The sequence below is a fragment of the Lysobacter zhanggongensis genome, assembly GCF_046638635.1.
Classification (GTDB): Bacteria; Pseudomonadota; Gammaproteobacteria; order Xanthomonadales; family Xanthomonadaceae; genus Novilysobacter; species Novilysobacter luteus.
In genome coordinates, this window is the sequence record NZ_JBJXHK010000065.1 from 1 (window position 1) to 11,724 (window position 11,724).

Sequence of the window (11,724 nt, forward strand, 5' to 3'; positions counted from 1 at the left end):
AGCGAACCCGCCCGCAACACCACCGCACCGCCGCTGCCGCGCCCCGGCTGGCTGCTGCCGCACCCGGCGCCGCTGCGCGACCACCACGTCCGCATCCTGGCCGGCCCCGAACGGATCGAATCAGGCTGGTGGGAGGCGGACGTGCGCCGCGACTACTACCTGGTCGAGACCAGCCTGGGCCAGCACGCCTGGGCGTTCCGCGCGGCCGGCGATCCCGCCGCCGACGGTCGCGCCGACGGTTTCATGCTGCACGGCTGGTTCGGTTGAGCACGGTCATGGGTCACCTGCCCGACTACGCCGAACTGCACTGCCTGTCGGCCTTCAGTTTCCAGCGCGGTGCCTCGGTCGCGCCGGAGCTGTTCGAGCGCGCGAAGCAGCAGGGCTACACCGCACTGGCGATCACCGACGAATGCTCGCTGGCCGGCATCGTGCGTGCGTTGGAGGCGTCGAAGCGGTCGGGGGTCAGGTTGATCGTCGGCAGCGAGGTGCAGGTCGAGGACGGTCCCAAGCTGGTCCTGCTGGTCGAGGACAAGGCCGGGTATACCGCGCTGTGCCAGTTGATCACCCGCGCGCGCCGCCGTGCACCGAAAGGCCATTACCGGTTGCTGCGCGAGGACTTCGCGGCCACCGACGGCCTGCTGGCGCTATGGGTCCCGGGCGCGACCCCCGACGAGGAGCACGCGGGCTGGACCCGCGACACCTTCCCGGACCGCACGTGGCTGGCGGTGGAGCTGCATCGTGGCCCCGACGACAGGGCCCGGCTGGCGCAGTTGCGCAATGCCGGTGACCGCCTCGGCCTGCCATTGGTGGCGGCCGGCGACGTCCACATGCACGTCCGCGGGCGCCGCGCGCTGCAGGACACGATGACCGCGATCCGCCACCACGTCACCGTCGCCGAGGCCGGCCACCGGTTGTTCCCCAACGGCGAGCGCCACCTGCGCGGCCGACGCGCGCTCGCGGCCATCTACGGTGCCGACCTGCTGGCCGAAACCGTGCGGATCGCCGAGCGCTGCCGTTTCGACATGCGCCGGGACCTGCAGTACCAGTACCCGCACGAGCTGGTCCCGCCCGGCCACGACGCCGGCAGCTGGCTGCGCCACCTGGTCGAGGAAGGCGCGCGCTGGCGCTGGCCCGAAGGCGTGGACGACAAGGCCGGCGGACTGATCGAGAAGGAACTCGCGCTCGTCGCCAGAAAGCGCTACGAGTCGTACTTCCTGACCGTGCACGACATCGTCCGCTTCGCCCGTTCGCAGCACATCCTCTGCCAGGGTCGCGGCTCGGCCGCCAACTCGGTGATCTGCTACACGTTGGGCGTGACCGAGATCGACCCGGCACGCATGAACATGCTGTTCGAGCGTTTCATCTCCGAGGAGCGCGACGAGCCGCCGGACATCGACATCGACTTCGAGCACGAGCGCCGCGAGGAGGTCCTGCAGTACGTGTTCAACCGCTACGGCCGCGAGCGCGCCGCGCTGACCGCGGTGGCGACGCAGTACCGGGGCCGCGGCGCGGTGCGCGACGTCGGCCGGGCACTCGGCCTGCCCACCGACATGGTCGCCGAACTGGCCTCGACGATGGACCGCTGGGGCGGCAATGCGCCGATCGCCGAGCACCTGCGCGAACGCGGCTTCGACCCCGACTCGCCGCTGCTGCGACAGGTGGTCGCGTTGACCGGCGAGCTGATCGGNAATGCGCCGATCGCCGAGCACCTGCGCGAACGCGGCTTCGACCCCGACTCGCCGCTGCTGCGACAGGTGGTCGCGTTGACCGGCGAGCTGATCGGCATGCCGCGCCACCTGTCCCAGCACCCCGGTGGCTTCGTGATCTCCGAACATCCGCTGCACACCCTGGTGCCGGTGGAAAACGCGGCGATGGACGACCGCACCGTGATCCAATGGGACAAGGACGACCTCGACGAGATCGGCCTGATGAAGGTCGACTGCCTCGCGCTGGGCATGCTGACCGCGGTGCGCAAGACCCTCGACCTGCTGCGCGCATCGGGCCGGCGCGACATGCAGCTGGGCGACATCCCCAAGGAGGACCGACCCACCTACGACATGATCAGCCGCGCCGACACCATCGGCGTGTTCCAGATCGAGTCGCGCGCGCAGATGGCGATGCTGCCGCGGCTGCGCCCGAAGACCTTCTACGACCTGGTCATCCAGGTCGCGATCGTCCGCCCCGGTCCGATCCAGGGCGACATGGTCAATCCCTACCTGCTGCGCCGCACCGGCCAGGCTCCGGTCGACTACCCGTCCGAGAAGCTCAAGGCCGTGCTCGAGCGCACCCTCGGCGTGCCGCTGTTCCAGGAACAGGTGATGCAACTGGCGATCGTCGCGGCCGATTATTCCGGCGGCGAGGCCGACCAGCTGCGCCGGTCGATGGCGGCCTGGAAACGCCGCGGCGGGCTGGAACCGCATCGCCAGAAACTGACCGAAGGCATGCTACGCAACGGTTACACGCTCGAATACGCCCAGCGCCTCTTCGAACAGATCAAGGGCTTCGGCGACTACGGCTTCCCCGAGTCGCATGCCGCCAGCTTCGCCCTGATCGCCTATGCCAGCAGCTGGCTGAAATGCCATGAGCCGGCGGCATTCGCCTGCGCGCTGATCAATTCCTGGCCGATGGGCTTCTACTCGCCCGACCAGATCCTGCAGGACGCGCGCCGCCACGGCATCCGCACGCTGCCGGTCGACGTGCGCTTCAGCGGCTGGGACTGCAGCCTGGAAGAGGACTCGCCGACGTCGCCACCGCCTGCTGCACGGCAACCGGCGATCCGTTTGGGTTTGCGAATGATCCGCGGCTTCCAACCCGAAGCCGCGCAACGCATCGAGGCCGTTCGCAGGCAACGGGACTTCATCGATGTCGCCGATCTGTGCGCCCGCGCCAACCTCGACCGCCGCCTCCAGTCCCTGCTCGCCGACGCCGGTGCCCTGCGCGGCCTGGCCGGCCATCGCCACCGCGCCCGCTGGGCGATCACCGGAGTCGAACCGCAATTGCCGCTGTTCGCCCAGGCGCCGGCGAAGGCGGATGACGACCGGATCGTGCTGCCGCTGCCGAGCGCCGACGAGGACATGCGCGCCGACTACGCGATGGTCGGCACCACTCTCGGGCAGCATCCGGTATCAATGATCCGCAAGGCGCTGTCGGGCCGGCGCTGCCGCCGCTCGGGCGAGTTGGCCCGCATGCCGCACGGCCGCAACGTGCGCGTCGCCGGGTTGGTGACCCTTCGCCAGCGCCCGCAGACCGCCAGCGGGGTGGTCTTCATGACGCTGGAAGACGAGGACGGCATGACCAACGTCGTGGTCTGGCGCACGCTCGTCGAACGGCAACGGCGCGAGTTGCTGGAATCCCGCCTGCTCGCGGTCGACGGTCGGCTGGAGAGCCGTGACGGCGTGCAACACCTGGTCGCCCGGCGACTGGAGAACCTGACTTCGCTGCTGGGCGACCTGGATGCCCGCTCGCGCGACTTTCATTGACGCAGGCCTCAATACGCAGGCGCATGGCCGTGCGGCGCCGATGCATAATCGGGCGCATCGAGGGGAGAGCCGCATGCAGACAGTCGAAGGCAGGATCGTCCTGGTCACCGGGGCGGCCATGGGCATGGGCCGGCTCTACGCCGAACGCGCCGTGGCCGAGGGCGCCGCCGCGGTGGTGCTCTGGGACATCGACGGCGAAACCCTGGCGGCCACCCGCGACGAGCTGGTCCGCCTCGGCGGCACGGTCCACGCCCACGTCGTCGACCTCGCCTCGCTGGCCGACATCGCTACGGCCGCGGCCCGCGTGCGCGCCGAAGTCGGCGACCCGGACATCGTCATCAACAACGCCGGGGTGGTCCGCAGCAAACACTTCTGGGAGCACGATCCGGTACGCGACACCGAGTTCGTGATCCGCATCAACACGCTGGCGTTGATGCACGTCGCCCGCGAATTCCTGCCGGCGATGATCGCCAACAAGCGTCCGGCCCGGCTGCTCAACGTAGCATCGGCCTCGGGGATGCTGTCGGTGCCGATGATGAGCGTGTACACCTCGTCCAAGTGGGCGGTCATCGGCTGGAGCGATTCGGTACGGCTGGAACTGGTACGCGCCGGTCACCGCCACGTCAGAGTGACCACCCTGATCCCGAGCTACATCAAGACCGGCATGTTCGACGGCGCCCGCCCGCCACTGCTGACGCCGCTGGTGGAACCGGCCGACGTGGTCGACCGGGCATGGCGGGCGATGAAGCGCGGCAAGCCGCGGCTGATGCTGCCGTGGACCGTGGCGCTGAGCGGCGCGCTGCGCGGACTGCTGCCGCAACCGGCCTGGGACTGGCTGGCCGGACGGGTGTTCCAGGTCTATTCCTCGATGGACCACTTCACCGGCCGGCAGCCGCGCCCGTGAGTGCGCGGCCACCAAACGACCGGATCGACCGGCTGCGGAACACCTTCCTCAGCGGCCGCACTCGACCGCTGCACTGGCGCCGGCAGCAACTGCAGGCGTTGCGACGGATGCTGGTCGAACGGGAAGGCGAGTTCACCGCCGCACTGCACGAGGATCTCGGCAAGCCGGCGCTGGAGAGCTTCGTCACCGAAATCGGGTTCACCCTGGGCGAGGTCGACCACGCACTGCGGCACCTGCGCCGCTGGAGTCGCGGCTCGCGGGTGGCGGTGCCGCTGGCATTGCAGCCGGCCCGTGCACGCAACGAGCCGCAACCGCTCGGGGTGGTGCTGGTCATTGCGCCGTGGAACTACCCGCTGCAGTTACTGCTGGCGCCGCTGTGCGGTGCGCTCGCTGCGGGCAACTGCGTGTTGCTCAAGCCCAGCGAGATGGCACCGGCCACGTCGCGGGCACTGGCCGCCGCGATCCCGGCATATCTCGACCCCGACGCGGTCACGGTGGTCGAGGGCGACGCCGCGGTCGCCTCGGCACTGCTCGAGCAGCGCTTCGACCACGTCTTCTTTACCGGCGGCGCCCGCGTCGCACGGATCGTCGCCAGCGCCGCCGCTCGCCACCTGACGCCGGTGACGCTGGAACTGGGCGGCAAGTCGCCCGCCATCGTCAGCGATGGCGACTTGACCGCGATCGCCCGCCGCATCGTCCACGGCAAGTTCCTCAACGCCGGCCAGACCTGCGTGGCGCCGGACCACGTGCTGGTGGTCGAACCGCTCGCCGACGAGCTGGTACGGCACCTGCGCCAGGCCTTGCTCGAATTCTTCGGGCCGGACCCGGCCGCCAATCCGGATTACGGGCGGATCGTCGACGCGCGCCATTTCGACCGGCTGGCCGCGGCAGTCGACGGCGTCGACCCGGCGATCGGCGGGCAGCATGACCGGGACCGGCGCTACATCGCCCCCACCGTCGTGCTCGATCCCCCGGCGGACTGGGTGCTGATGCAGGAGGAAATCTTCGGGCCGATCCTGCCGGTGATCCGGGTGCCCGACGTGGCCGCGGCGATCCGGCATGCCAGCCAGGGCGAGCCCCCACTGGCGGCGTACGTGTTCACCGGCCGCAATGACGTGCGCAACGCGGTCGAAGCCGGCGTGCGCGCCGGGGCGATCGGCGTCAATGTCTGCGCCGCCCACCTGGCGGTGCCGGGGCTGCCATTTGGCGGCGTCGGCGGCAGCGGTATCGGCCGCTATCACGGCCGCCACTCGTTCGATACCTTCAGCCAGCTGCGGCCGGTGTTCTCCAAGGGCACGCTGCTGGACACGCTTCGCTTCGCCTACCCGCCCTACACGCGCTTCAAGTCACGCCTGCTGCGACGCCTGCTCTGACAGCGCCATCCGGAAACGAAAAAGCGGGCCGAAGCCCGCTTTTCCGTGTGTCCTGCAGAAGGCGTCGGCTCAGCTGGCCGGAGTGCCCTCGCCTTCCTCGATGGCCTTCATCGACAGGCGGATACGGCCCTGCTTGTCGACTTCCAGCACCTTGACCTTGACCACGTCGCCTTCCTTGAGCACGTCGCTGACCTTCTCGACACGATCGTTGGAGATCTGCGAGACGTGCACCAGGCCGTCCTTCCCGGGGGAGATCGTCACGAACGCACCGAAGTCCATGATCTTGGCGACCTTGCCTTCGTAGATGCGGCCCGGCTCGACGTCGGAGGTAATCTGCTCGATGCGGTCCTTGGCGGCCTGGCCGGCGATCGCGTTGACCGAGGCGATCGTGATCGTGCCGTCGTCCTGGATGTCGATCTGGGTGCCGGTTTCCTTGGTGATCGCCTGGATCACCGAGCCGCCCTTGCCGATCACTTCGCGGATCTTGTCAGGGTGGATCTTGATCGTGATGAGGCGCGGCGCGAACTCGGACAGCTCGTCACGCGGGTTGGTCAGCGCGTTGGCCATCTCGCCGAGGATGTGCAGGCGACCGGCCTTGGCCTGGGCCAGCGCGGTCTTCATGATCTCCTCGGTGATGCCCTGGATCTTGATGTCCATCTGCAGGGCGGAGATGCCCTCGCTGGTGCCGGCCACCTTGAAGTCCATGTCGCCGAGGTGGTCCTCGTCGCCCAGGATGTCGGACAGCACGACGAAGTCGTCGCCTTCCTTCACCAGGCCCATCGCGATGCCGGCCACCGGCGCCTTGATCGGCACGCCGGCATCCATCAGCGCCAGCGAGCTGCCGCAGACCGAGGCCATCGACGACGAACCGTTCGACTCGGTGATCTCCGAGACGACGCGGATGGTGTACGGGAACTCTTCCATCGTCGGCATCACGGCCAGCACGCCGCGCTTGGCAAGGCGGCCGTGGCCGATCTCGCGACGCTTCGGACCCATCATGCGGCCGGCTTCACCGACCGAATAGGGCGGGAAGTTGTAGTGGAACAGGAAGTGCTCCTTGTACTCGCCCGACACGGCATCGATGATCTGGCCGTCGCGCGCGGTACCAAGGGTGACGGCGACGATCGCCTGGGTCTCGCCGCGGGTGAACAGCGCCGAGCCGTGCACGCGCGGCAGGATGCTGACCTTCGAGGCGATCGGGCGCACGGTGTCGAGGTTGCGGCCGTCGATGCGGATCTTGGTGCTGAGCACGGCGCCACGCATGGTCTCGTACTCGAGCTCGCCGAACTCCTTGGAGACTTCGGCGGGGTTCCACTCGTTGGACTCGATCTGGTCGGCCAGCGATGCCAGCACTTCCTTCTTGAGCGCGGAGATGGCGTCGCGACGCTCGGCCTTGTTGCGGATCTGGAAGGCGGCCGACAGGCGGTCGCCGATGGCACCCTTGAGCGCGCCGACGATGGCGTCGCTGCGGGCGGGCGCCGCCCAGTCCCACTTTGGCTTGCCGGCTTCGGCGACCAGCTCGTTGATCGCGTTGATCGCGACCTGCATTTCCTTGTGGCCGAACATCACCGCGCCGAGCATCACGTCTTCCGACAGCACGTCGGCTTCGGACTCGACCATCAGGACGGCGGCCTGGGTACCGGCGACGACCAGCTCGAGCTTGGAATCCTCAAGCTCGCTCTTGCTCGGGTTGAGCAGGTACTGGCCGTCCTTGTAACCGACCTTCGCGGCGCCGATCGGGCCGTCGAACGGCGCGCCCGAAAGCGCGAGCGCGGCGGACGCGCCCAGCAGCGCCGGGATGTCGCCGTCGATTTCCGGGTTCATCGACATCACGGTGGCGATGATCTGGACTTCGTTGCGGAAGCCTTCCGGGAACAGCGGACGGATCGGGCGATCGATCAGGCGCGAGATCAGCGTCTCCTTCTCGGTCGCGCGACCCTCGCGCTTGAAGAAGCCACCCGGGATGCGGCCGCCGGCGTAGAACTTCTCCTGGTAGTCGACGGTCAGGGGGAAGAAGTCCTGGCCCTCGCGCGCGGTCTTGTTGGCGACGGCGCTGACCAGCAGCACGGTGTCTTCAACCTTGACGATGACGGCGCCGCCGGCCTGGCGGGCGATCTCGCCGGTTTCCAGGGTGACCTGGTGCTTGCCGTACTGGAAGGTCTTGGTAATTTTTGCCACGTTGGGTTCCTATCGGTTCTGTGCGATCCGCGCAGTGCCCATGCCCTGCCCGGTCGGTCGCCGGCTCGCGACCCCGGGGACGTCCGACCGATCCGTCGTCCGACCCCGAAAACAACCGCGGCGCATCACTGCGCCGCGGAGGGTACTTCGATCAGCGGCGCAGACCGAGCTTGGTGATCAGCGCCTTGTAGCGCCCGGCATCCTTGCGGTGCAGGTAGTCGAGCAGGCTGCGACGGCGGTTCACCATCATCAGCAGGCCGCGACGGCTGTGGTGGTCCTGCTTGTGCTCCTTGAAGTGACCCTGGAGCTGCTCGATGCGGGCGGTGAGCAGGGCGACCTGGACTTCCGGGGAGCCGGTGTCGTTGTCGCCGCGCTTGTTGTCTTCAATGATCTTGCTGGTGTCGATGGACATCTGGTATTGCCTCGTGATGCGCGACCTGCAGAACGCTGTCGCCGCCGGAAATGCCGACGCCGACGCACCGCCCGGTCCGCCGCTTGCTGGAAGAATGTTGCAGGTTTGCTTGAAAAAGCCTGCGAATTGTAGCTGGCCGCGACCGGGGTCACAAGCTGGAAACAACCGTTCGTCAGCTCCCGGGCAGCTGCGTCGCCCAGGTGAACAGGCGCCGGGGATGCACCATCCCGGCCGCGTCCAGTTGCCCGAGTCCGAGCACGCGGCCTTCGCGTTCATATACCGCGACCGGCTCGATCGGGCCGGCGGGTCCGGCCTCGGGTTGCGCCGGGTTGCCGCGCCCGAACCGGACCGCCTGCGGGGCGTCCAGCTGGACCGACGGGAATTCGGCCAGCCCGGCCTCGATCGGCAGCAGGCAGGCATCCAGTGCCGGCTCGCCACCGGCCTCGGCAATCCCCTGGAGCTGTTCCAGGGTGTACATCCGCGGGGTCCGGAACGGGTCGACCCAGAGCCGTCGCAGCACCTCCACGTGTGCGCCGCACCCCAGTGACTCGCCGAGGTCGCGGACGAGGCTGCGGACGTAGGTGCCCGAGCCGCACTCCACCTCCAGCGTGAGCCGCGGCCCCTGGCGCTCCAGCAGGTCCAGCGCATGCACCATCACCGCGCGCTCCGGCGCTTCGATCGCCTCGCCCCGGCGCGCCTTGGCGTATAGCGGCTCACCGCCCTGCTTGAGGGCCGAATAAATCGGGGCGCGCTGCACGATCGCACCCCGCAGCCGTGCCAGCGCGGCTTCGATCGCCGCATCGTCGAGTGTCGGCACCTCCCGTTCGCGCAGCGGCTGGCCGTCGGCGTCGTCGGTGTCGGTGGTAACGCCGAGCACCGCGGTGGTCCGATAGGCCTTGCGCGCGCCGAGCAGTAGCCCCGCAATCTTTGTCGCCTCGCCGAAGCAGATCGGCAACAACCCGGTGGCCAGCGGATCCAGGCTGCCGGTATGGCCGCCCTTCGCGGCCCGGAACAGGTGGCGGACCCGCTGCAGGGCCTGGTTGGAACTCACGCCCGCGGGCTTGTCGAGCAGCAGCAGTCCATCCAGCGGGCGGAAGACCGTGCGTGAACGCCTGCTCACTCGGCGTCGTCGACGTCCGTCGGCGGGTTCTCGCGCAACAGGTTCTCGATGCGCTCGCCCCGATCGAACGAATCGTCGTAGTGGAAATGCAGCTCCGGCACATGGCGGAGCTTGACCGCCTTGCCAAGCTCGTAACGCAGGGGCTTCACGAGTCCCTTCAGGCCCTTCATCGCCTCGGCCGCGCGTTCGGGTTGCAGCGCCACCACGAACACCTTGGCGTGGGCCAGGTCACGGGTGACCTCGACATCGGACACGCTGATCGAGGGCAGGCCATGCTCGCGCACGGCGTCGTGCACGAGGGCGCCCAGCTCGCGGCGGAGCTGGGCGGAAACGCGGTCGGTGCGATGGAAGGTCTTGGGCATGTCGATTACAGCGTGCGCTGGACCTCGACGCGCTCGAAGCACTCGATCTGGTCGCCCGGCTTGACGTCGTTGTACTGCTTCACGCCGATGCCGCACTCGGTGTTGACCCGGACCTCGTCGACGTTCTCCTTGAAGCGGCGCAGCGATTCCAGCTCGCCCTCGAAGATGACGGTGTTGTCGCGCAGGACGCGGATCGGCTTGTTCCGCTTGACCACGCCCTCGACCACCATGCAGCCGGCGACCGCGCCGAACTTGGAGCTGCGGAACACGTCGCGGACCTCGGCGGTGCCGATGATGTCCTCGCGGATCTCCACGCCCAGGATGCCCGATGCCACCTGCTTCACCTGGTCGATCACGTCATAGATGATCGAGAAGTAGCGCAGGTCGACGCCGTTGGTCTCAATGACCTTGCGCGCGGACGCGTCGGCACGGACGTTGAAGCCGATGATGGTGGCCTTGGAGGTCGACGCCAGCTGCGCGTCGGACTCGGTGATGCCGCCCACGCCGGAGCCGATGACGTTGATCCGGATCGCCTCGGTCGACAGCGCGGTGAGCGCTTCCTTCAGCGCCTGCACCGAACCCTGCACGTCGGCCTTGATGATCAGCGGCAGGCTGAGCTGGCCTTCGCCGGTGCCCAGCTGCGCCATGATGTCTTCCATCCGGTTGCCGCCCTGCGCAACCAGGCGCGACTCGCGGCGCTTGGCGTCACGCTGCTGGGCGACGTCCTTGGCCAGGCGCTCGTCCTCGACCACGACGAAATCGTCGCCGGCGTCGGGCACGCCCGACAGGCCCAGGACCTGCACCGGGATGGACGGACCGGCCGACTCGACCTGCGAACCGGTCTCGTCGAACAATGCACGCACGCGGCCGAACTGCACGCCGCACACGAGGTAGTCGCCCTTCTTGAGCTCGCCCTGCTGGACCAGCACGGTCGCGACCGGGCCGCGGCCCTTGTCGAGTGCGGATTCGATCACCACGCCGCTCGCGCGGCCCTCGGACACGGCCTGCAGCTCGAGGACCTCGGCCTGCAGCGAGATGGCATCCAGCAGCCCGTCGACGTTCTGGCCGGTCTTGGCCGACAGCTCGACGAACTGGGTGTCGCCACCGAACTCCTCGGCCACGACCTCGTGCTCGAGCAATTCGTTCTTGACCTTCTGCGGGTCGGCGTCGGACTTGTCGATCTTGTTGACCGCGATGATCAGCGGCACGCCGGCGGCCTTGGCGTGTTGCACCGCCTCGATGGTCTGCGGCTTGACACCGTCATCGGCCGCGACCACCAGCACCACGATGTCGGTGAGCTTCGCGCCGCGGGCACGCATCGACGAGAACGCCGCGTGGCCCGGGGTGTCGAGGAAGCTGATGACGCCCTTGCCGGTTTCGACGTGGTACGCACCGATGTGCTGGGTGATCCCACCGGCCTCGCCCGTGGCGACCTTGGTGCGGCGGATGTAATCCAGCAGCGAGGTCTTGCCGTGGTCGACGTGGCCCATGATGGTGACCACCGGCGGACGCGCGACCTTGTCGCCCTCGACGCTCTCGACGTGGGCGAGCAGCTCGTTCTCGACGTCGGACGCATCGGCTCGCACCACGTTGTGGCCGAGCTCCTCGGTCACCAGCGCGGCGGTGTCGTGGTCGATGCTCTGGGTGATCGTGGCCATCACGCCCATCTTGAACAGGGCCTTGACCACCTCACCGCCCTTGAGCGCCATCTTCTGCGCCAGGTCGGCCACGGTGATGGTCTCGCCGATGGCGACGTCGCGCACGATCGGCGCGGTCGGCCGGGTGAAGCCGGTGCCCGAGCGTGCCTGGTCGGCGTGGCGGCGCGGCTTGGCGCGGCCACGGGTGCTGCTGGTGCGGCGCGCACGGTCGGAGGCGCTCAGGTGCATCTGGCCGGCG

The 11,724-nt window shown here is 68.7% G+C and carries 8 protein-coding genes and 1 pseudogene; 4 read left to right on the forward strand and 5 right to left on the reverse strand.

Annotated features, from left to right (window positions below; translation table 11 throughout):
• From ACKVMH_RS10520 to ACKVMH_RS10535, 4 genes and pseudogenes are all read left to right on the forward strand, one after another.
• Positions 1-267, forward strand: a pseudogene (locus ACKVMH_RS10520) (DNA polymerase Y family protein); the annotation flags it as partial.
• 8 nt (positions 268-275) lie between these two features.
• Entirely contained in the window at positions 276-3,479 is a 3,204-nt protein-coding gene (locus ACKVMH_RS10525) for an error-prone DNA polymerase (RefSeq protein ID WP_412700244.1), read from the forward strand.
• 73 nt (positions 3,480-3,552) lie between these two features.
• Positions 3,553-4,383 (forward strand): SDR family NAD(P)-dependent oxidoreductase, encoded by an 831-nt coding sequence (locus ACKVMH_RS10530; protein ID WP_412700245.1) that lies wholly within the window; start codon positions 3,553-3,555, stop codon positions 4,381-4,383.
• The gene (locus ACKVMH_RS10535; RefSeq protein ID WP_412700246.1) at positions 4,380-5,756 is read left to right on the forward strand and encodes an aldehyde dehydrogenase family protein; all 1,377 of its coding nucleotides are present in this window, start codon (positions 4,380-4,382) and stop codon (positions 5,754-5,756) included. The genes ACKVMH_RS10530 and ACKVMH_RS10535 overlap by 4 nt, the downstream gene beginning before the upstream one ends.
• A gap of 69 nt (positions 5,757-5,825) precedes the next feature.
• Here the strand turns inward: ACKVMH_RS10535 and pnp are convergent, their stop codons facing one another.
• The 5 genes from pnp to infB all read right to left on the reverse strand — a co-directional run.
• The gene (pnp, locus tag ACKVMH_RS10540) at positions 5,826-7,934 is read right to left on the reverse strand and encodes a polyribonucleotide nucleotidyltransferase (protein WP_215218148.1); all 2,109 of its coding nucleotides are present in this window, start codon (positions 7,932-7,934) and stop codon (positions 5,826-5,828) included.
• A 151-nt stretch (positions 7,935-8,085) separates the two neighbouring features.
• Positions 8,086-8,346: a 30S ribosomal protein S15 gene (gene rpsO, locus ACKVMH_RS10545; protein WP_215218149.1), complete on the reverse strand. Its 261-nt coding sequence runs from the start codon at positions 8,344-8,346 to the stop codon at positions 8,086-8,088.
• A gap of 172 nt (positions 8,347-8,518) precedes the next feature.
• Positions 8,519-9,466, reverse strand: coding sequence for a tRNA pseudouridine(55) synthase TruB (gene truB, locus ACKVMH_RS10550; protein ID WP_412700247.1), 948 nt, complete (start codon positions 9,464-9,466; stop codon positions 8,519-8,521).
• The gene (rbfA, locus tag ACKVMH_RS10555) at positions 9,463-9,828 is read right to left on the reverse strand and encodes a 30S ribosome-binding factor RbfA (RefSeq protein ID WP_412700248.1); all 366 of its coding nucleotides are present in this window, start codon (positions 9,826-9,828) and stop codon (positions 9,463-9,465) included. Before rbfA ends, truB begins: the two co-directional genes overlap by 4 nt.
• Before the next feature lie 5 nt (positions 9,829-9,833).
• Positions 9,834-11,724, reverse strand: a 1,891-nt coding sequence (gene infB / locus ACKVMH_RS10560; protein WP_412700249.1) for a translation initiation factor IF-2, incomplete at its 5' end; no start/stop codon positions are given.

What these genes read in the sequence shown, in the direction of transcription:
- ACKVMH_RS10530 (WP_412700245.1), top strand. Translation starts at nt 3,553, where the DNA reads ATGCAGACAGTCGAAGGCAGGATCGTCCTGGTCACCGGGGCGGCCATG.
- rbfA (WP_412700248.1), bottom strand. Translation starts at nt 9,828, where the DNA reads ATGCCCAAGACCTTCCATCGCACCGACCGCGTTTCCGCCCAGCTCCGC.
- rpsO (WP_215218149.1), bottom strand. Translation starts at nt 8,346, where the DNA reads ATGTCCATCGACACCAGCAAGATCATTGAAGACAACAAGCGCGGCGAC.